17 protein-coding genes are annotated in these 21,252 nt (G+C 69.2%); 4 read left to right on the forward strand and 13 right to left on the reverse strand.

Going from position 1 to position 21,252, the window contains the following annotated elements:
• The first annotated feature begins 50 nt into the window (after nt 1-50).
• Nucleotides 51-2,624, forward strand: coding sequence for an ATP-dependent Clp protease ATP-binding subunit (locus ASE16_RS05075; protein ID WP_055891749.1), 2,574 nt, complete (start codon nt 51-53; stop codon nt 2,622-2,624).
• Nucleotides 2,625-2,711: 87 nt separating this feature from the next.
• On the opposite strand, the gene ASE16_RS19360 is transcribed toward ASE16_RS05075, so the two are convergent.
• Complete coding sequence (locus ASE16_RS19360; protein WP_157480158.1) at nt 2,712-3,206, reverse strand: DUF2510 domain-containing protein; 495 nt, start codon at nt 3,204-3,206, stop codon at nt 2,712-2,714.
• A gap of 92 nt (nt 3,207-3,298) precedes the next feature.
• A complete protein-coding gene (locus ASE16_RS05085) occupies nt 3,299-4,396 on the reverse strand; it encodes a type I restriction endonuclease (protein ID WP_055891755.1) in 1,098 nt (365 codons plus the stop codon).
• Nucleotides 4,397-4,641: 245 nt separating this feature from the next.
• Here ASE16_RS05085 and ASE16_RS05090 point away from each other — a divergent pair, with 245 nt between their 5' ends.
• Complete coding sequence (locus ASE16_RS05090; protein WP_162255968.1) at nt 4,642-7,260, forward strand: transglycosylase domain-containing protein; 2,619 nt, start codon at nt 4,642-4,644, stop codon at nt 7,258-7,260.
• Between the two features lie 50 nt (nt 7,261-7,310).
• Nucleotides 7,311-7,538, forward strand: coding sequence for a hypothetical protein (locus ASE16_RS05095; RefSeq protein ID WP_055891758.1), 228 nt, complete (start codon nt 7,311-7,313; stop codon nt 7,536-7,538).
• Here the strand turns inward: ASE16_RS05095 and ASE16_RS05100 are convergent.
• The 10 genes from ASE16_RS05100 to ASE16_RS05145 all read right to left on the reverse strand — a co-directional run bounded on the left by ASE16_RS05100 (nt 7,535) and on the right by ASE16_RS05145 (nt 18,829).
• Nucleotides 7,535-8,665, reverse strand: coding sequence for a DUF1611 domain-containing protein (locus tag ASE16_RS05100; RefSeq protein ID WP_055891762.1), 1,131 nt, complete (start codon nt 8,663-8,665; stop codon nt 7,535-7,537). The genes ASE16_RS05095 and ASE16_RS05100 overlap by 4 nt on opposite strands.
• Before the next feature lie 138 nt (nt 8,666-8,803).
• The gene (locus tag ASE16_RS05105) at nt 8,804-9,418 is read right to left on the reverse strand and encodes an HD domain-containing protein (RefSeq protein WP_055891766.1); all 615 of its coding nucleotides are present in this window, start codon (nt 9,416-9,418) and stop codon (nt 8,804-8,806) included.
• Nucleotides 9,419-9,455: 37 nt separating this feature from the next.
• A complete protein-coding gene (locus ASE16_RS05110; protein WP_055891769.1) occupies nt 9,456-10,487 on the reverse strand; it encodes a zinc-binding dehydrogenase in 1,032 nt (343 codons plus the stop codon).
• Nucleotides 10,484-12,064: a PucR family transcriptional regulator gene (locus tag ASE16_RS05115; protein ID WP_055891772.1), complete on the reverse strand. Its 1,581-nt coding sequence runs from the start codon at nt 12,062-12,064 to the stop codon at nt 10,484-10,486. The genes ASE16_RS05110 and ASE16_RS05115 overlap by 4 nt, the downstream gene beginning before the upstream one ends.
• Nucleotides 12,061-13,092 (reverse strand): DUF917 family protein, encoded by a 1,032-nt coding sequence (locus tag ASE16_RS05120; protein WP_055891775.1) that lies wholly within the window; start codon nt 13,090-13,092, stop codon nt 12,061-12,063. Before ASE16_RS05120 ends, ASE16_RS05115 begins: the two co-directional genes overlap by 4 nt.
• 3 nt (nt 13,093-13,095) lie before the next feature.
• Nucleotides 13,096-14,199 carry a DUF917 domain-containing protein gene (locus tag ASE16_RS05125; protein ID WP_055891780.1) on the reverse strand — a complete coding sequence of 368 codons (1,104 nt, stop codon included), beginning with the start codon at nt 14,197-14,199 and terminating at the stop codon, nt 13,096-13,098.
• A complete protein-coding gene (locus ASE16_RS05130) occupies nt 14,196-15,302 on the reverse strand; it encodes a DUF917 domain-containing protein (protein ID WP_055891784.1) in 1,107 nt (368 codons plus the stop codon). The genes ASE16_RS05125 and ASE16_RS05130 overlap by 4 nt, the downstream gene beginning before the upstream one ends.
• The gene (locus ASE16_RS05135) at nt 15,299-16,852 is read right to left on the reverse strand and encodes a hydantoinase/oxoprolinase N-terminal domain-containing protein (protein WP_055891789.1); all 1,554 of its coding nucleotides are present in this window, start codon (nt 16,850-16,852) and stop codon (nt 15,299-15,301) included. The genes ASE16_RS05130 and ASE16_RS05135 overlap by 4 nt, the downstream gene beginning before the upstream one ends.
• Before the next feature lie 47 nt (nt 16,853-16,899).
• Complete coding sequence (locus ASE16_RS05140; RefSeq protein ID WP_235500374.1) at nt 16,900-18,300, reverse strand: purine-cytosine permease family protein; 1,401 nt, start codon at nt 18,298-18,300, stop codon at nt 16,900-16,902.
• A 142-nt stretch (nt 18,301-18,442) separates the two neighbouring features.
• Nucleotides 18,443-18,829, reverse strand: a complete 387-nt coding sequence (locus ASE16_RS05145) for a (deoxy)nucleoside triphosphate pyrophosphohydrolase (protein WP_268765786.1) — start codon at nt 18,827-18,829, stop codon at nt 18,443-18,445.
• 66 nt (nt 18,830-18,895) lie between these two features.
• Here ASE16_RS05145 and ASE16_RS05150 point away from each other — a divergent pair, with 66 nt between their 5' ends.
• Nucleotides 18,896-19,591, forward strand: a complete 696-nt coding sequence (locus ASE16_RS05150; protein WP_055891798.1) for a DUF1345 domain-containing protein — start codon at nt 18,896-18,898, stop codon at nt 19,589-19,591.
• Between the two features lie 48 nt (nt 19,592-19,639).
• Here ASE16_RS05150 and ASE16_RS05155 read toward each other — a convergent pair whose 3' ends face one another.
• Nucleotides 19,640-21,229 (reverse strand): serine hydrolase, encoded by a 1,590-nt coding sequence (locus ASE16_RS05155; RefSeq protein ID WP_200949575.1) that lies wholly within the window; start codon nt 21,227-21,229, stop codon nt 19,640-19,642.
• Nucleotides 21,230-21,252: the final 23 nt, after the last annotated feature.

Here is a 21,252-nt window from a genome sequence, read left to right on the forward strand (position 1 = left end):
GCGTTGAACTTGAGTGCAGTTCACTCAACTTTCAACACACAGGAGATTTCGTGCCCGAAGACTTCACTCCCGACAGTGACGGCGGCAACTCGTTCGACGAGTTCCTCGCCCGTTACCTCGCGGGTGAGCGTGCGCGTACCGCGCGCTCCATCGACATCAGCCGGTTCCTGAGCCGGCGCACGCAGGAGACCCTCGCCGAGGCCGGCCGGTTCGCGCTCGAACACGGCCACAGCGAGCTGGACGCCCTGCACATCCTCCGCGTCATGGCGACGGAGGAGCCCGCCGCGGACGCCATGCGCCGCATCGGCGCCGACCCGCAGGCGGTCGCCGCCGCGGCTGAGCAGCGGCTCCCGCGCACGGGCGACCCCGTGGACGCGGACGCCGCATCCATCACCCCGTCCGCCCAGCGGGCGCTGTTCCACGCGTACCAGGTGGCCCGCGCATCGGGTTCCACGTACATCGACCCTGAGCACCTGTTCTTCGCCCTCGTGATCGTGCAGGACGCCCCGGCCGGGCAAGTGCTGCAGGCCGCCGGTGTGACACCGGATGCGCTCACCTCGGCCATGCGCCAGACCGCGACGGTCGGTGCGGGCGCCGCAGGACAGGACACGCAGGACGACGGTGCTGACGCATCCACCACTCCGATGCTCGACAGGTTCGGCACCGACCTCACCCAGCTCGCCCGCGACGGCAAGCTCGACCCGGTGATCGGCCGCCTCGACGAGATCGAGCAGACGGTGGAGATCCTGTCCCGCCGCACCAAGAACAACCCGGTGCTGGTCGGTGAGGCAGGCGTCGGCAAGACCGCCATCGTGGAGGGGCTGGCCAGCGCGATCGTCTCGGGCGACGTGCCGGAGCAGCTGCGCGACAAGCGCGTCGTCGCGCTCGACCTCGCCGGGATGGTGGCGGGAACCCGCTACCGCGGCGACTTCGAGGAGCGCCTGACGAACCTGATGGACGAGATCAGCGCGGGAACGGACGAGCTCATCGTGTTCATCGACGAGCTGCACACCGTCGTCGGCGCAGGCGGCTCCGGTGAGTCCGGCGGCATGGATGCGGGAAACATCCTGAAGCCGCGGCTGGCCAGGGGCGACCTGCACCTGGTCGGTGCGACGACCCTGAAGGAGTACCGCCGCATCGAGAAGGACCCGGCGCTGGAGCGCCGCTTCCAGCCGGTGACGGTCGGCGAGCCCAGCGTCGAGGACGCCGTGCTCATCCTCTCAGGGCTCCGCGGAGCGTACGAAGAGCACCACGGGGTGCAGTACACCGACGACGCGATCCGCGCCGCCGTCGAGCTGTCCGCCCGCTACGTCTCCGACCGCTTCCTGCCGGACAAGGCGATCGACCTGATCGACCAGGCGGGGGCACGCCTCCGCCTGCGCCTCGGCAAGCGCGTCGACACGACAGCGCTGATGAGCACGCTCGCGACGCTCGAAGCGGAGAAGAACTCCGCCGTGGCGGCAGAGCACTACGAGGAGGCGTCGCGCCTGCGCGACGAGATCGAGAGCGTCCAGCGCTCACTCGACGAGCTCGGCTCAAGCCCGCGACCGGATGCGGTGGTGGGGGAGCCGGAGATCGCGGCCGTCATCTCTCGGGCGACGGGCATCCCGGTCAGCCGCCTCGGAGAAGCAGACCGTGAGCGCCTGGCGAAGCTCGAATCCGAGCTGCACGAGCGCGTGATCGGCCAGGACGACGCGGTCGTCGCCGTCGCCAAGGCTGTGCGCCGCAACCGCACCGGCCTCGGAGACGAGCGCCGCCCCGTCGGAAGCTTCCTCTTCCTCGGCCCGACCGGTGTCGGCAAGACAGAGCTCGCGAAGGCGCTCGCCTCCTCCCTGTTCGGCGACGAGAAGGCGATGCTGCGCTTCGACATGAGCGAGTTCGGCGAACGCCACACGGTCGCCCGCCTGGTCGGCGCCCCTCCCGGATACGTCGGCTACGACGAGGCAGGACAGCTCACAGAGCGCGTGCGCCGCAACCCGTACTCCGTCGTGCTGTTCGACGAGATCGAGAAGGCGCACCCCGACGTGTTCAATCTGCTGCTGCAGGTGCTCGACGACGGACGCCTGACCGACGGTCAGGGACGCACGGTCGACTTCCGCAACACGGTCGTCATCATGACGTCGAACCTCGGTTCGGAGTTCCTCGCATCCCGCAGCGGTGCCCTCGGCTTCGTCCCGGTGGGCGGAGACGCCTCCGTGGCCGGCTTCGCCTCGGAGAAGGACCTGCGCGACAGGGTGATGGGCAAGCTCCGCGAAGCAATGCGGCCCGAGTTCCTGAACCGGATCGATGAGATCGTGCTCTTCAGGAAGCTCGACGCAGAGCAGCTGCGCGACATCGTGCGCCTGCTGCTGACGGCGACCTCCGGCCGCCTCGGCTCCCGTTCCATCTCCTTCGACGCGACGGACGCGGCGGTCGCCTGGATCGCGGACGCCGGCTACGAGCCGGAGTACGGAGCGCGACCGCTGCGCAGGGTGATCCAGCGCGAGATCGACGACAGGATCGCCGAGCTGATGGTCAGCGGAGAGCTGACGGACGGCGGCACGGTGACGGTGGATGCGCAGGGCGACGAGCTCCGCGTGACCGCCGGTGCGCGTGCGGGCGAGTGGATGCGGGCGGCGGCGTAAGCGGCGGCTCTGCCCCCGCGCGACGGGGGTGAGAAGAGGCGGTGATCCCGGACGGGGTCACCGCCTCTTCTGCGTGATGCGGCGCGGTCAGACGAACGCGCGGGAGAACGTCCAGCCGAAGTACGCAAGGGTGGCGACCCCCAGGATCACCCCGATGATGGCCGTGACCTTGCCTGAGTATCGGACGACGGAGGACAGCTCACCGGACCTTGCCCAGCCGATCGAGGAGAACACGATGCCCAGAATGCTCAGGATCGCGAACGGGTTGACGATGAGCCCGAGCAGGGAGAAGACGAGCCCCAGGTAGGCCATTGGGTTGTTACGACGGACCTGACGATCCTTCTCGCCACGAGCGATCGTCATGCGCGGCTCGCGCGTGTATGTGGGCTGCGCTGTCTGCTGCCAAGAGGGCTGCGCTGTCTGGTACTGCTGTCCGAACGCCGGGTTCGGAGGCTGCGGCGCAGGCGCAGGCGCAGGCTCAGGGAACGGACGAACGTGCTCCGTCCATCCGTCGCCCGCCCACCAGCGCACCATCCTGCCGTCCGCCGGATCGGAGTACCAGCCGGGTGCGGGTGTTGTCACGGTTCCCCCTGAGTGTGGATGCCGCCTCACTCTAGGGAACGCGGAGACGCCGGCTCCAGACCCCAGCCCGGGTGACGCGCGTCGGAGCCGACCTACTTGTCCGCGAAATGCCTGACGGTGTCGCGGATGTGTGCGGCGTGTGCATAGATCTCGTCGAGCGAACCGAGCTCGTGCCTCGTTTCGTTCTTCTCCTCGTCGAACAACCCGATGTACTTCTTCGCCTTGCCGTTGAAGTGGAGACGTGCGATCGGCTTGCGGTTGTTGTCGTCGAGGAGGATCGCGAAGTACGACTTCGAGTCCCGGTGCACGACCCGCTGTGGCTTGACCTCGCTGCACGCGATCGCCTTGACGATCTGATAGCCCTCGAGCTCTTCGAGCGTCGTCTCGATCTCGGTGTCGCGGTCGAGGTCGTCATGAGCGGGCGGTTGGCTCGTGACTGCATCGTCTGGTGCTGGCTCGATGGGCGCGTAGTTCGATCCGCCGAGCGCCGTCTTGAGGCGCTCATTGACCTGATCGTTGAGGAACTGTTTCGTCGCCTTGGCCACGAGGGGTGCGAACTGCTCGCGCACGCGTTGAGTGATCGAACCGTCGTACACGCGGCCGATGAAGAAGCGTGTCCAGTCGTCGTCCGGCTCGCGGAACTGCGATGCCAGCGCGCGCTTGATCTGCCCGATGTACTTGAGCTCTCCGGCTGCATTGATGATCGAGTCGAGGTCGAAGGCGTCCTTGGTCAGCTTGCGCAGCTCCGGGATGAGCGTCTCGTCTACGTCGAGGAGGTCGAGGACCAGGAAGGGCTTCGCATCCATCCGGTTGGGAGCGTCGAGGTCGGTGTAGAAGTGATAGGTCTCGCCGTTGGTGAGAACCGCGATGCGCGCATTCGTCACCGCGAAGTAGCGGTACAACTGCGATGCGTTCTCGATCTTGAGGCTCTCATTCGACTTCTTGCACTCGATGAGCATCTGCACTTCGCCATCCCGCATGATGGCGTAGTCGATCTTCTCGCCCTTCTTGATCCCGACGTCCGCGGTGAATTCCGGCACGACCTCGAGAGGGTTGAACACGTCGTAGCCGAGCACGTTCGAGATGAACGGCATGATGAATGCGTTCTTGGTGGCCTCTTCGGTCTGGATCGCGTCGCGCTGGTTCTTCACCTTGAGCGCCAGCGCGGCCAGAACTTCAGCGAAATCCATGGTTCCTCCGTCTGTAAAGTCACTCAGAGGCTAGCGAGTCGCCGAATCGAAACGGGCTGTCACGGCCCGAACCACACTCGAACTGGGGACAAAATCGGACGACCGGTTCACACTGCTTGATCGAAAACTGCGATCGCAGGACGCGCAGCCAACCTGAGTGCCGCGCATCCCGTGTCTGTGAGGAACGACAGCATTCGGCAGCACGCGTCAGAGGTTTCTTAGTGTTCCGGTGGAACGCTGGACCGATGCCTACCCGACCGCCGCTCCGTGACCGCCCGCGGTTCGCCGCATTCTCGCGACGTTTCGACCCGCTGCGGCGCTACGAGATCCGGCCTGCCCGGTCTCGCGCGGGGCTGATCATGCAGTTCGGGGTCGTCGCGCTCATCGCAGCGGTGCTGACATCGGCGTTCGTCCTTCCCGGTTTCCTGGGAGTCGGCCAAGCGGCGGCGGCCGCGTCGAACGCGTTCGAAGCGCTGCCGTCGAACCTCGAGATCCAGCCGTTCGCGCAGAACACCACCGTCTTCGCCAAGAAGGGCGGCGTGGATGTTCCGATTGCGTCGTTCTACGCGCAGAACAGGCAGGACGTCGGCTGGAACGACGTGGCACAGACCGTCAAGGACGCCACCGTCGCCGCCGAAGATCCCCGCTTCTATCAGGAGGGCGCCGTCGACCTGCTCGGCACCGTCCGCGGTGCGCTCTCGACCGTGAGCGGCAGCTCCGTGCAGGGTGGCTCGTCGATCACCCAGCAGTATGTGAAGAACGTCGAGGTCGAGCGCTGCGACGCGCTCACCGACGAGAAGAAGCTCAAGGCCTGCTATGCCGACGCCGCCGGTGTCACCCTGCAGCGCAAGGTGCAGGAGATGCGATACGCAGTCGGGCTGGAGAAGAAGTACTCCAAGCAGCAGATCCTGCTCGGCTACCTCAACGTCGTCGGATTCGGCGGCACCGTCTACGGCATCCAGGCCGCGGCGCACTACTACTTCAACACCACGGCAGCGCAGCTCACCCTTCCGCAGGCCGCGACGCTCACCGCCATTTTGAACAACCCGGCCAACCTGCGCATCGACGAGCCGGACAACAAGGACAACGGCGCAGCGAACGGGTACAAGGCCACCAAGGAACGGCGCGACTACGTGCTCGACCGCATGGAGATCAACCACAAGATCACCGCAGCGGAGCGGGATGCGGCCAAGAAGACGCCCATTCAGCCGACCATCACGCCGACGACCTCCGGATGCGCGTCCGCCTCCCAGTACAACGCCGCGTTCTTCTGCGACTACGTGCGGGATGTGGTGCTCAACGACCCGGCGTACGGCGCGACCGCCGACGACCGCTGGGCGACGCTCAACCGCGGCGGCCTCAAGATCTACACCACCCTCAACCTCGACCTGCAGGCGGTGGCGCAGCAGTCGCTGAGCTCGTACATCCCGCCGTCGATGGCGGGGATCGACCTCGGCGCATCCAACGTCTCGATGGAGCTCGGCACGGGCAGGATCGTGACGATGGTCGAGAACAGGGCGTTCAACAACACCGATCAGCCGATCGACGGCACGACGGCGGTGAACTACAACACCGACGAGGCGTACGGAGGGTCCCAGGGCTTCCAGACCGGGTCCACGTTCAAGGCGTTCGACCTGGCCGCGTGGCTTGAAGCGGGCAACAGCCTGTACGACACGATCAACGCGTCGCAGCACGACTTCCCGACGTCCGACTTCACCAACAGCTGCGCCGACATCAACGGGCCGGACTGGCCCGTCACCAACGACGAAGGCTCGGCGAGCAGGCTCTCCGTGATGGCCGCGACGGCCGAATCGGTGAACACCGCGTTCGCCAAGATGGGCACCCAGATCGACCTGTGCTCGATCCTGAACGCCGCGAAGGCGCTGGGCGTGCATCCTGCGTCGTCGAGCAACCCGCTGACCTCTGTTCCGTCGATGATCCTCGGCGTCAACTACCTGTCTCCGCTGACGATGGCCACCGCATACGCAGGCATCGCCAACAACGGCGTGGTCTGCACGCCGGTCGCGATCGACAAGGTGGTGAACGCGGACGGCTCGGCGCACAAGGTCAGCCCGACCACCTGCACGCAGGGCCTCCAGCCGAACATCGCCGCCGGGGTGACGTATGCGCTGCAGGGCGTGATGCGCGGCGGAGGAACGGCCGAGAGCGCCAACCCGTACGACGGGACGCCCATCATGGGCAAGACGGGCACGACGGACGACTCGCTGCAGAACTGGCTCGTCACCTCCACCAGCAAGGTGTCGACGGCCACCTGGGTCGGCAACGTGTCCGGCTCGACGCCGCTGCGCAGCCTCGACTTCGACGGGATCGGCGGCGGCGACGTGAAGTTCTCGATCGCGAAGCCGATCCTCAGCGCCATCGACGGCCTCTACGGCGGCAGCGCGTTCACCAAGCCGACCAACGCCGTGCTCTACGGCGACCAGGTGACCATCCCCGATGTGTCTGGCAAGACCCCGCAGGAAGCCCAGACCCTCCTGCAGGGGCTCGGGCTGGACGCGACGATCGACAGCACGCCTGTGGACTCGTCGCAGCCGGCCGGCACCGCCGCAGGCACTGACCCTGCGGCGGGGACCTCCGCCAACAAGGGCAGCTCGGTGACGGTGCAGGTCAGCAACGGGCAGTCGGCGAGCATCCCGGGCGGCCTGATCGGCAAGACGGAGAGCGAGGCGAAAGCAGCGCTGACCGCCGCAGGGTTCACGAACGTGACCGTGAAGAAACCGGACTCCGGCGGGAACGGGAACGGGAACGGGAAGTCGGACGCCGATCTGCGCGTGACCGCCGTCGATCCTGCGGAGGGTTCAGCGGCCTCGAAGAGCCAGACGGTCACCATCACGCTCGGCTGAGCAGGCAGCGCCCTGAGCCGGAACGCCGCCCGGTGACGCACAATGGAAGGATGCAGGCCGGGAGCGGGGGAGCGAGCGCGACATGCCCGTCGTGCGGCGCCGAGGCGAACGCCGTGCGCAACCCGTACTACGGAGCGGGGCTCGCCGTGCACGAGCTGATCGTCGAGTGCCCGCAGTGCGGGGTCGGCTTCCTCGACACAGTGACGGCTGCCCCCGACGCCGCGCCGCGCAGGCGACGCGGCCTCTGGGAGATGCTCAGGACGCTGTTCGGGCGCTAGTGCGTGGCGCCGGGCGTCGCGGCGGCGGCCGCGGAGGCGGGGCTGGTGTGCTCCAGCTCGGGGAACGCCGTCAGCACCATGTCGACCAGCGCGTCCAGCGGGCGGGAGAGCGGGTCCGTCGCGGGAAGGCCGAGCTCGAGCTCGTGGGCGTCGATGGCCGCGGTGACCTCGGCGTCCGTCATGTTCTCGTGGTTGATCGTGATGCCGATGACGCGCGTGGCGGCGAACGACTCGATGAGCCGGATCTCCTGCGCTGCGGACGGCACGGGCATCATCGGGAAGTCGTCGAGCATGACGCGCGCCGGCGCGTGCTGCAGGATGACCGCATCCGGTCGGCTGCCGCGCAGGATGTACGCGCTCGTCAGATAGGCCGGGTGGCTGAGCGCGCCCTGGCCCTCGACGACGATGACGTCCGGCTGCTCGTTCTCGAACGCCGCGACGACCTCGTTCTCGACCTCTCCGGAGAGGAACTGCGGAACGCTCGCATCCAGCGCGACCGCATACCTGGCGCCCTGGATGAGGGCGGTCTGGCCGGTGCCGACCATCACGGCCCTGATGCCGCGAGCGTTCAGCGCCTGCACCAGCAGGGTGCTCGTGGTGCGCTTGCCGACCGCGCCGTCCGTGCCGAGGACGGCGATGCGCGGGCAGGTGACGTCGAAGATCCGGCCGGAGAACAGGTGCATCTCGCTCTTCGGCTTCGGACGGCGGACGTCCTCGATGGTGACGCCGGCGAGCAGAGCGGCGGCAGCGAACTCCGGCTCGTCGTCGAGGAACTCGTGCAGGCCGTTGACGAGGTTCATGCCGCGGGACATGCCGTCGAGGAGGGCGGTGCGGTGACCGGCGGAGAGCATCCCGTCTGCCGGAGCCATGCCGACGATCAGGGTGCCCGGCACGAATCCGGCGTGAGCGATCGCCTCGGCGATCGAGCCGAGCACCGGGATGCCATTGGCCGCGCCGTCGAGCACGAGGCCGGAGTCCTCTCCGGCGTGACGGCTGTCGACAACGCTGAGGATCCGGTAGCGCTCCGAGTGCCGGACGAGTCCGTTCGCGGTCTTGCCGTCCTGCTCGGCGAACAGGCCTTCGCAGTAGACGACGGCGGACGTGGGAGCAGGGAGGGACGCGGGCATGGGAATGCTCCTCTGATAGCACAGAGGAGGCGACGGGTTCGAGGCGGAGCCGCAATCGGCTCGACGTTCACGAGGCGTCTTCCCTGAAAACCGGCTCGGTGCCGGTGTGCGAACCATAGCAGCCCAGGCTGATGGACCTTACGGGCGCGGTCCGCGGGACTCGAGAGGGTTGGCCGCGAGCTTGCGCTCGACGCCGTTGGCGACGATGCGAGCGGCCTGCGTCGTCGGCTTGCGGGCAGCCTGGTCGGTCACGCAGGCGCCGAACTCCGCAGCCAGAGTGAGCCGGGGATACACGGCGAGCACCTCCTCCTGGAACGCGAGCGGGAGGTCGTCCGCGCGGAAGCCGGAGATGTCGAGTCCTGTGGCGATCTCGAGCAGGTTGCCCTCCACATCCAGCGCGGGGTCGACGGACGGCCAGTTGTGGCGCACGATCACGTCGTGCACGCGCTGCCGCCGCTCGGCGGGCCAGCCAGCGCCCGCGGTGAGCGCTGCGGCGACGTGGCCGCCGGCGTCCTCGTAGCTGAGCGTGACGTTGTCGAACTCCTCGACCAGCCCGAGATCGTGCAGCAGTGCGGCGACGTAGAGGAGTTCGCGGTCGGCATCGTCCCTGCCGTCCAGCTCGGCGAAGCCGACGGCCCACAGCCACGACCGGATGCAGTGGTTCAGCATGGCGGGCGACTGGCGCTCAGCGGAGAACTCGTATGCGGCGCGGGCGGCCTGGGTGGTCGGCGGGGTGATGTCGGCGAGGTGCATACCGACATCATGCCGCGTCCGGGGGGACGGCGCTGCCTCAGGCGGGATGCACGACGGTGATCCCCGTCGGCGACGCCGTGTCTGCCTGTGGAAGCATGGTCGCGCCGGTCTCCAGGGTGACAGCGCCGGCCAAAAGGTCCTGCGGGCGGAGGGCTCCGGTGGCGACGAGATCGAGCATCCCCGGATAGTCGGCGGCGGACATCCCGTGGCTGCCGAGGATGTCGAGTTCCCAGGCGATGACGCGGTCGAGGGGGAGAGTGGGGAGCTGGTCGGCGGACAACAGGCCGACTTGCACGTGGCGGCCGCGGCGGCGCAACGACAGGATGGCATCCGCGCTCGTGGAGGCTGCGCCGACCGCGTCGATGCTCACGTGCGCTCCGCCTCCGGTGAGTTCGGCGATGGCGGCCGGAGCGGAATCACCGGCTGCGACGACGTGCTCTGCCCCGAGGCTCGCCGCCAGGGCGAGGGCGGCGGGGGTGCGGTCGACGGCGATCACCCTGGCGCCGATGGCCGCGGCGATCATCACGGCGCTCAGGCCGACGCCGCCTGCGCCGTAGACGGCCACCCACTCGCCTCCGCGCACGGCCGCGCGCGAGCGCACCGCCCGATAGGCGGTGGCGAAGCGGCAGCCGAGGCTCGCGGCCGCGTCGTCGTCCAGCGCATCGGGCACGGCGACCAGGTTGAGGTCGGCGGCACGAACCGCCACCAGTTCGGCGTGCGAGCCCCAGTGGGTGAAACCGGGCTGGGTCTGGTCGGGGCAGACCTGCGCCTGCCCGCTGCGGCACCACTCGCAGACGCCGCAGCCGTTGACAAACGGCGTCGTCACCCTGTCGCCGACGCGCCAGCCCGTCACGCCCTCTCCGACCGAGGCGACGGTGCCTGCGAACTCGTGGCCTGGCACGTGCGGCAGGTGCACGGAGTCGTCGTGGCCCGCCCAGGCGTGCCAGTCGCTGCGGCAGAGACCGGATGCGCCGACTCTGACGATCGCGCCGCCGGGAGGGGCGACGGGGTCGGGGACCTCGCGCACCTCGATGGGGCCGCGGAAACGGTCGTAGGTCATGGCTCTCACGGGGTGGCTCCTCTGGGGTTGGCGCTCGTGCTGCTGGTGCTGCTGCCGGCGCTTTGCCTGACCGCCCGGCAGGCCAGGTGCACGGCCAGCCTGGTCTCCGGATCGGACAGGTCGAGCCCCAGGAGGTCCTGGGCGCGAGCGATGCGGGTGGAGACGGTGTTCCTGTGCAGGTCGAGGGCGTCGGCGGTCGCTGCGATGCCCGATTCGTGGTCGAGGTAGGAGGTCAGGGTCTCCAGCAGCTCTGGGGCTCGGGAGATGAGCGGGCCGAGCAGCGACTGGGCTGCCGGCACGAACGTGTCGTTCTCCGTCCAGGAGAGCAGGAGCTGTTCCAGGCCGAGGGCGTCGATGCGCACGAACCAGCCGGTCGCCGACCGGCTCACCGCGATGCGGGCGGCGTCGGCAGCGCCGTCGATGGTGGTCGCCAGCCCCGTCGAACCGCTCTCCACGGAGCCGACGCCGGTGGCGACGTTGAAGGAGCGGCGGGCAGCGGTGTGCAGGGAGCGGAGGGCGGAGACCGCGGCATCGACCTGGCTTGGCGCCGGGGGAGCTGCGAAGCTCAGCCAGCCGGTCACGCCGCGACCGCTCGTCACGACGTGCGAGTCTGCTGGGACGGCGGCGAGCTCTCGCGTCACGAAGCGGAGCAGCTGGAAGGTGTCGACCCTGGTGCGCCCGACGATGCGGAAGCCGAGGTGGTAGCCGGCCGTGCGCCAGCCGCGGTCGAGCATCCGCTGCTCGCGTTCCGCATCCCTGGTGTCGCGCTGTTCGAGGAAGTCGCGCAGCAGGTCGGCGGCCACGGCGGCGTCGTTGACGTCGGCGACCTCGTCGATCAGGATGCGCGCCGCAACGGCGGGCATGGCGACCTCTGCCGCGACAGCGAGCGCCGTCAACTGCACGGCGTTCAGGCCGGTGCCGAAGAACGCCAGCCGGAGTCCTGCTCGGCTCGGGCTGTCGACGTGCACAGATGCCGCAGAACCATCGTCGACAGTCACCGTGTCCAGCCACGGGCCGAAGTCGATCGCGGCGTGCACCGCGGCAGGCAGCGTGCCTCCCGACTGGAGCAGCACGCCCTCCGCGTCGATCAGGGCGATCCCGTGGCCGACACTCGCCGACAGGTGCCGCAGCAGGTCGGCGAGGCCGACCGCGTGATACTCGATCGACTGCGCGACCCGGCGCACGTAGCCGAGGGTCAGCGCATCCCGGCCTTCCAGCAGCAGCCAGCAGGCCTTCGCGAGCGCCATCGGGTCGTCGACGTGCAGCAGGGCGAGCCCCACGCGCTCGGCGAGCACGCGACTGCCGACGCCGAACAGGTCGGAGTTCGGCATCGCGAGCGCCAGGTAGCCGCGATCCCGGATGCGGCGGATCAACGCATCCTGCTGCCACGGCGCTGATGGCGGCTCCGTGGTGAGGATGGCGAGGTCGGCGTCCGCGCCGCCTGCCCCATCGGCAGGAAGCCCTGACTCGCCGGAGGCCACGACGACGTCGTGCCAGACGGTGGCGGGATCGGCGGCGGCGACCGGGCGGAGGCCGCCGTTGGCCGGGTGAGCGAGCAGGGCGCTGAGGTCGATGGTCTGGCTCATGCCGCATCCAGCCCGTCGATGCCGAACGCGGAGGGCGTGACCTGCCGCAGCCGCTCTGGGCGCTCGGTCCACCAGGCGGGCGCAGGCAGGGCGATGAGTGCGACGTGGCGCGCGATGGAGAGTCCGTCGACCTGGAGGATGTCGCGGGAGATCGAGTCGATCGTGACGATGATCTCGGGGGAGGACGCCTCCAGCGATCCGTCGCGCAGCACGGCGAGGACTTCGGAGCGCGCGACCAGGCGCAGGAGCGCTCCGTCGTCTGCTGTCACCTCGACGGCGGAGGAGTACGCGTCGGACGGTGCAGCCTCGACGGCCGCGACGCGTCCCGTGCCGAGCATCCGGCCGCCGAGGCGTCCCGCGAGCTCGGAGAGCGGTGCGGCCGCCGCCGCGTCGAACGCCGTCCCCAGTTCGAGCGCCCGCTCGTAGCCGTCGTGCACCGCGTGCTCGATCAGATCGCCCACGGTGAACCCGGCGACCACGACACCGGCCGCTCCGCCGGCCTGCACGATCGCGCCGCGCACCAGGCTCTCGACGTCCGCTGCGCGGTCTGTCTCGATCAGGACGACGCCTCCAGCGCCGGAGCCGCAGACCGTGACCGTTCCAGGCACCCGGTCGATGAACAGCGACAGCTGGTCGAGCCGGGGGAGCGCGCGACCCATGAAGTCCGCATCCACAAGGGCGAGACGGCCGGCGAGAGTGAGCGGGGTCAGCCCGTTCAGGCCCGCGCCCTCCAGCGGACAGACAGCGCCAGCGCGAACGCCCGTCCATCGCTCAGCGGCGGCGATCAGCTCGTCGAACGGGTCGGAGCCTGGGATGCGCTCGGTCAGCAGATACGTCGACCCCGCGAACGCCGCGGCGATGCACGGAGTGGCTGGATCGAGCCCGGCGACCGGATGCACGGTGAGCGGCCAGTCCGCGTCCGCCAGCATCAACTCGAGCATGGTCGTCGTGCCTCCGCCACCGGAGCCGAGCAGCGAGAACCCCCTGGCCAGCGACGGCAGGTCGCCGTGCTCGAGGGTTCTCGCCATGCCTCAAGCGTAGACGGGCGCGGATTCGACCGGCACGAACGGCTCGGTGAGACCGAACGCGCTCGGCCCGAACGCGGCGAGCGCTTCCGGCGTGCGCATCATCTCGGGGGTGGAGATGCCGAGCACGCGGACGCGCTGGCCGTAGCGCAGACCCTCGGTCGTGATGGGCTCTCCCGATTCGACGTCGACGACGCAGATCAGATCGGGGACGATGGCCACGACCTCGTCGCCGTGGTGGGCGATGAGGTTCTCGTTCTGGAAGCGGATCTCCAGCGTGTCGTCGTCTCCGTCCAGGGAGGTGATCGTCGCGCGGCCCTTCGCGAATCCCTCCGTCGTGCGCCGCTCGACGTCGGTGACCTTTCCGGTGAAGAGCTCGCGGACCTCGGAGTACAGGGTCGTCGACAGCGTGCTCGCAATCGCAGCGAACGGCGACCGGTGCTCCTCCCTGGCCTCGCGGATGGCGCGGCCGATGGCGAGCGCCATCGAGAGGGTGCGCGGGACAGCGGTGCGCTTGACGTCGGCTCCTGTCATCGCGTACTCGGCGATGTGTGCCACACCGCCCAGCCGGATGGTGACGCCGCGCGCCAGCCACTCCATCTGCCTGTCGTCGTCTCCCGTGTCGATGATCACCCGCTCGCCCCGCTCTCCTGCGAGGGCGAGCGGGGAGCCGTGCACGCCGTAGACGGCGAAAGTCTCCATGGAGAGCTCGGGGAACGCGCGGCCCATGCCGTCCGCATCCACCACAGGTAGCCCGGTCTCCGCCGCGACGATGAGCGGGATCATCGAGTTGATGCCGCCGCACTCGATCGGCATGGTCGCGTCGGCCTTCCTGCCGAGATGCTCCTCGAGCGTGCGCAGCGCGAGGGTGGGCTCCGTGCCGGCGGGGATCTTCTCGATCATGACCGTCGGAGCCCCCATTTGGGCGGTCGGGATGACGAACAGGTCGTCAGCGAGCTCGTCGGGATCAAGGATGGTGATCGAGCTGTCGCCGAGGACGCGCTCTACCAGCATCGTGCCGATGTACGGGTCTCCTCCTCCTCCGGTGCCGAGGAGGGTCGCTCCGCGGGCGAGGTCGGGCAGGTCGGCCGCAGTCAACTGCCAGCTCATGCCGTCGCCTCCGCCGGCTCCGCGGTTACCGCCGCTTCCTGCGTGCCGTCGAAGCGGTGCGACGGCACGTCGTAGCCGAAGTAGCCAGGGCCGACCATCGCGAGAGCGTCTGCGGAGTGCCAGCGCGGGTCGCTCGGCGCGGCGACGACCCGCACCCGCTGACCGTAGCGCAGGCCCTCGGTGGTGATCGGCTCTCCCGAGTCGTGGTCGAGCACGATGATGAGGTCCGGAGTGGTCACCAGGACCTCGCCGTCCGCCTCCGCGATCAGATGCTCGTTCTGGAACGACAGCGTGAGAGTGCAGTTCGGATTCTCGATCCGCGCGGTGCCTCTGGCGAACCCGGAGGTGGTCCCGCGGTGCACGTCGACCACCTTGCCTGCGAAGAACTCGCGGCCGCCGAGCAGCTCGACGGTGCGGCCGACGGCGTCCTCCTTGGCGGCTCGTGCGTCCGCGATGCCTGCGCCGATGGCGATGCAGTGCTGCAGCGAGCCTGGCACGAGCGCTTCGCGGGCGACGGCGCCCTCCATCGGGAAGCCGGAGATCATGATGGAGCAGCCCATCTCGACGCAGGCGACGCGGGCGATGCGCTCCGTCCAGTGGTTGTCGACCGTCTGCAGCACGCCGACGTTGCCTTTCTCGTCGCTGAACGCGAGCGGGGAGGCGGTGACGCCGTAGAGGGTGGGGAGGACCATCTGCAGCTCGGGGAAGGCGCGGCCCATGCCGTCGCCGTCGATCAGCGGAAGGCCGAGCGCTGCGGCGGCCGCGACCGGGATGGTGGAGTTGACGCCGCCCACCTCCGCGCAGGCGATGTGGGTCACAGGGCGGCCCAGGTAGGTGCCGAGCGCGGCCACGGGCGCGATGACCTCATCCAGGCTGGGCAGCTTCTCGACCATCACGGTCGGGGCGCCCATCATGGCGACGGTGAGCACGAGCGCGTCGTCCGGCACCTCGTCCAGGGTGACGACGGTGACTTCGCCGTGCTCGGCGAGCGCCTGCTTCGCCAGCAGGGAGCCGATGTACGGATCGCCTCCTCCTCCGGTGCCGAGGACGGCTGCGCCGCGGGCGAGGGCGGGGACGAGGTCGGCGGTCAGTGTCCAGCTCACACCTGCACCCCCATGTCCAGATCGCCGACGGCTTTCACCCTGATGCGGGTGGCGTTGCCCGGCAGGTATGGGATGGGCACCTCGTCGAAGTCGACGATGGCGACGGACTGCGGGGATGCTCCGGCCGCGATGGCCTTGTCGACGGCCTCCGCGCGCACCTCGGCGATGGCCTGCTCGCGCCGGCCGGGCTCGATGGCGTACACCTTGTCGATCTCGCCGCCGACTTGGGCGATGGATGCGCCGATCGCGTTGGCGACGGCGTAGTTCTCCGGGCGGTGCACGGTGCCGAACAGCGGGAGCTCGTCCGGCAGCAGGATGGAGCCGCCGCCGACGGCGACGACGGGGATGGGGTCCGGCGACGTGCGCATCCGGTCGACGGCCTCTGCGACGCGCTCGGCGATCCTGTCGAGGACCCGGGCGACGAAGGCGGGGTCGAGGTGCGCGACGAGCGCAGGGTCGCCGATCTGGGCGCGGCCGGCGGCGACCGCGATGTCCGTGGCGGTGAGGGTGGAACCGCCGAAGACCAGCGCCTCCGTGCTGAGCCGGTAGCCGACCGACTCGGGGCCGACCTCTCCGGTCTCCAGGTCGACGATGCTGCCGCCGCCGATGCCGATGGACAGCACGTCCGGCATCCGGAAGTTGGTGCGGACCCCTGCCACCTTGACCTCGTTGGCGGTCTCGCGGGGGAACCCGTTGACCAGCAGGCCGATGTCGGCCGTCGTGCCGCCGATGTCGACCACGGCGCAGGTGTCCAGCCCGCTGGTGAGGGCGGCGCCGCGCATCGAGTTCGTCGGCCCCGATGCGAAGGTGGCGACGGGGTAGAGGCGCACGTAGTCCTCGTCCATCAGCGTTCCGTCGTTCTGGCTGAGGAAGATCGGAGCGTCGATGCCCTGGGCGCGGACGGCGGCGGTGAGGCCGTCGACGATCTCGGAGGCGAGCTCGCGGAGAGCGGCGTTGATGATCGTCGCGTTCTCGCGTTCGAGCAGGCCGATGCGGCCGATCTCGTGGGAGAGCGAGATCGCGACGTCGTCGCCGAGCGTCTCGGCGATGATGGCAGCCGCGCGGGTCTCCAGGTCGTGGTTGACCGGGCTGAACACCGACGAGATGGCCACGGAGCGCACGCCGTTCTCCGCCATGTCGACCGCCAGGCGGGTCAGCTCCTCCGGGTCGAGCGGGGAGATGGGGCGTCCGTCGAACTCGTACCCGCCGTGCGCCAGATAGCCGCGTGCGCCGATCGCCTGCTTGAGCGGCTCCGGCCAGTCCACCAGCGGAGGGAGGGCGCGCGTCGCAGGGAGGCCGAGGCGGAGCGCCGCCGTCGGGGCGAGGCGCTTCGCCTCGACCAGCGCGTTGATGAAGTGGGTCGTGCCGATCATCACCGCGCTGATGTCGGCGCCGTCGAAGTGCTGCGCCTCCCTGAGGGATTCGATGGCCTGGACGATGCCGGTCGTCACGTCAGGGCTGGTCGAGTTCTTGGTGCCGGCCAGCGTCTGCTTGCCGTCCATGAGCACTGCGTCGGTGTTGGTTCCTCCGACGTCGATGCCGATATGCATACTTCCCGCTTTCTTCGTGGTGCTGGTGGTGCGTGTGCTGCCGATGGTCAGTTGGTGCTGGGGAGCGCTCCGGACTGCTCGCCCGGCTGGTCGCCGACCCGCTCGCTCGTCTCCGGGTCGACCTGCGCCTCGTCCAGCGCAGGCTGGATGGTGGTGGCGCGGCCGACGCCGCGCACCCAGCCGAGCTTGCCCGCGATCGTGTAGAGCACGATCGAGAGGGCGAGCGACAGCAGGGCGGGGATGCCCCAGGTGACGAAGTAGCCGACGACGGCCGAGATGATCCAGATGACGATGGTCGCAGGCACGAACCGCGGAGCGGTCTGCGGCAGCCGGCCGGATGCGCGGGTCTCGTCGAGCTCGCCGCGCCAGCGCCGCACGAAGAAGTACTCGGCGACCATGATGCCCGCGATGGGAGGGAAGGCGACCCCGAGGATGATGAGGAAGCCGGTGAACTGCGACAGGATGCCCGCCGCGGCCAGGATGGAGCCGACCACGCCGAGCACGATGGTGGTGGTGACGCGGTTGAGGTTCTTCGAGAACGCGGTGGAGATGAAGTTCACCAGGCCGAGGGTGGACGAGTAGAGGTTCCAGTCGTTGATCTTCAGCGTTCCGGTGATGACGATGATGAGGCCGACGAAACCGATCGACGACGTCACGATGGCGACGATGTCTCCGGTGGCCGCTGCGTGGGCGAGCAGGACGCCGGCGAGACCGATCACGAACTCGCCGAGGCTGACGCCGACGACGGTCTGCTTGACCACATCCGCCTTCGAGCGGTTGAACCTGGTCATGTCCGCCGTGATGATCGCGCCGACGATGAGGCCGCCGGCGACGATGCCGGTGCCCGCCCAGACGCTCATGGTCGGGCCGGGGGCCGGGGAGGTGAGCAGGTCGCCGAAGGAGTGCTTGGTGAGCTCGCTGATGACGGACCAGCCGACGAGGATCAGGAACAGCGGCACCGTGATGTTGGCCAGCCACTGCATCCCGACGAAGCCGAAGCTGACGATGGCCGTGACGGCAAGGCCGAAGATCAGGCTCCACGACCAGATCGGCATGACGCCGGGCATCAGCACGTCGAGCGATTGGGCGGAGATGGCGCTCTGGATGCCGAACCAGCCGATCAGGCTGATGCCGATGGCCAGTCCGACCAGGGATGCGCCGATCTCGCCGAACCCTGTCCAGCGGGCGAGGAGCGCGGTGTTCAGCCCCTCCTTCTGCCCGATGATGCCGACGATGCACATGATCACCTCGAGGATCACAGAGCCGAGGAGCAGCGCGAGCGCCGCCTCGCCGAACGTCATGCTGTAGCCGAGGGTGGCGCCGAGCAGGAATTGCGAGAGGGCGGAGACCTGGCCGAAGCGCTGCACCGCGATGCCGAACCAGGGTTTACGGGCATCGGGAGAGACACGGCTGAGGGCGAAGTCGTCGGCAGGTGCTGTGCGTGCCATGGAGTGTCCTTCTGACGGGGGTGGGGGTTGGCGAACAGGTTATGTCGCCACCCACCCCCGCGCGATGTGCAGAGTGCACTGATCGGCGCGCGACGGGTGCAGGATGCACATGGCTGTTGTCCGGCGGCGTCGTGCAGCTCGGTCAGGCGGTGAGGATGCGCACCGCCGGCACATCCGCCGCTGCCCACTCCAGCGCCGCCAGCTCGGTCGTGCGCACCCAGAGGAGCGCGTCGTGGTCCGTGCTGCGCGACGGCAGGTCTCCTGTCAGCTCCGCGCGATAGCAGGCGAGGTCGATCGACCGGCCGCCCGACTCCGTGACGCTGCGGTCGATCAGCTCGCCGACCAGGATGCCGACGCCGAGCTCCTCACGGATCTCGCGCACCAGGGCTGCCTCCGGCGTCTCTCCGGTCTCGACCTTGCCGCCTGGGAACTCCCAGAGGCCGGCCGCATCCTTGCCGGGCGCGCGGCGGCACGCCAGCACGCGCCCGTCGCGCACGAGGACGGCTGCCACCACTTCGAGGGGTTCCACACGTCCATCCTGCCCCTCCAGCGCGGAAACCGCCGGACCGCCACAGGCGCGCGGTAGCATCCAGAAATGCAGGCACAGCCGGGTGAAGGCGCCGTCGAGGGGACGAGACCGCTCGTCGTGGTCGGATTCGTCGTCAGTCTGATCGCCCAGCTCGGGATGATCGTGCTCGGAGTGCTGCTCATCGCCGCCGACGACGACGATGCCACGTTCCTCATCCTCCTCGCTGTCTGGTGCGGCATCGCAACGCTCTACGAGGCCGTGACGCTGATCGTTCTCGGCCGGCTGGCGAAACGTCCTCCGCCTCCGCCGGGGCACCGGCCGACGCGCATCGAGGTGAGCCGCGTGGCGAGGGTCGTCTCCCTGACGGCCACCATCCTGTCGAGCCTGATCGGCCTGTTCGCGGCGTTCTCCGTGCTCGGGCTGCACAACGATCCGACCGTCGGCTCCCTGATCGACGTCGTGGGGGTCTGGGCGATGCTGCTGTCGTGGGGCTTCCTGCACTGGGGCTTCGCGCAGGTGTACTACCAGCGCTACTACGCGGCGGAGGAGCCGCCATTCCGGTTCCCGAACACCGAGCATCCGCGGATCGTCGACTTCGTCTACTTCTCGTACACGGTCGGGACCAGCTTCGCCGCCTCCGATGTGGAAGTGCTGTCCACCCGGGTGCGCTGGACGATCGTCTGGCACTCGGTGATCAGCTTCTTCTTCAACGGGCTGATCATCGTGCTCGCGCTGAACACGATCACCGGGGCTGCCGGCTGAGGCTGGCCGGTGAGTCTGCCCGCCGCGCGTGCCTGCTGAGTATGGCGGTCAGCGGGTGAAGGTGCCGACTCCTTCTGTGGCGTAGCGCTCGAAGACGAACGACGCGCTCCTGCCCTCCGCCGGAGGAGAGAAGGCGATCGAGGACACGGAGCCGGGCGGCGCGTTCTCGCTGTCGAGCGGAGCCACGAACTCGTTGCCCGTCCAGTGCTTCAGCGTGTAGACCGTGTTCTTCGGGCCGAGGGTGACCGTGAGCGTCCCCCCGGTGTCGGCGACGGTCGCCGGTCCTGTGTACGGGTTCTGGTACGTGCCGACGTACGCGCTGAGCGGTGCTGCTTGGACAGGGGATGCGGGAGGAGCCTGGCCGGCCAGGTCGCCGATCGGCGCATCCAGGTGGGCGAACGCGTCGTGGTACAGCGCTCCCCAGTCCGTGCGGGGAGCGCCGTACTGCACCAGGTCGAGGAACTGCATGGCCAGGGTCTCCGCCGTGCCGTTCGCCGCGGCGTTCACGAGGACGACGATGCCGAGGTCTGCGGACGGGAGCAGGACGAAGTTCGTTCCAGCGCCGAGCGCGAACGCGCCGGAGTGGCTGACGGTCGTGCGGCCGGATGCGGCGACGCCGACGTTGAAGCCGTAGCCGTACTGCCCGGGGCGGGTCTCGGCGTTCGCGACGGGGCCGGTGACGATCTGCGGCGAGATCGCCGGGAGCAGCGCCTTCTCCGAGACGATCTCGTGGCCGCCGTACCGCCCGCCGTCGAGGACCATCGCCATCCACTTCGTCATGTCGTTGACGGACGAGCTGACGCCTCCGGCCGGCGACTGCGCATCCGGTTGCCGCTGGTACTTGGCCTCGTACTGGCCGTCCACGAGAACGTGCGGAACGGCGCGGTCCGTGCGGGCGATGTAGTCGGAGAACCGGGAGCTGGTGGACGACATCCCGAGCGGGCCGTAGATGTCGTTCTGGGACAGCGTCTCCCAGTCGGTGCCCGCGGCGTCTGCGACGGACTGCGCGGCGGCGGTGATGCCGAAGTTCGTGTACGTCCACTGTGCACGGAACGGGTCGAGGGGCAGGTAGCGCAGGCGGGACAGCACCTCCGCGCGGTCGTAGCCGAGCTCCTCGAGATCGTCTCCAGCGTGGTCAGGCAGGCCGGAGCGGTGCGCGTACAGGTCGGCGATGGTCGCGTGGTCCGTCACGTACGGGTCGGCCAGCTCGAACGATGTCAGGTTCTTCGCGACCGGCGTGGTCCACGAGACGGTGCCCTTGCCGACCTCGTCGGCCACGACCGTCGCGCCGACCGGCTTCGACAGCGAGGCGAGCTGGAACACGGTGTCGGCGTCGACGGCGTCCTGCGTGCCCACCTTCCGGACGCCGAACCCCTGGGCGAACACGGTCCTGCCCTGGTACGTGACGCCGACCGCGAGACCGGGAACGCCGCTCTGCGACAGGATCGACGACGCGAGCGCAGGCAGCTTGTCGATCGCGGCCGCGATGGCGCCGTCCGCGATCGGGACGCCGGCATCCGCTCCCGGATCGGTGTTCAGCCCAGTGGATGCGGGAGCGGGCGTCGTCGCCGTCCCCGCGCTCGCCGTGCATCCCGCCAGAGCGGCCACAGCCACGACAGCACCGACAACCGACCCCACCCGTCGCATCCTCACGACCGCAC

This window comes from Leifsonia sp. Root227 (assembly GCF_001428745.1).
Classification (GTDB): domain Bacteria; phylum Actinomycetota; class Actinomycetes; order Actinomycetales; family Microbacteriaceae; genus Leifsonia.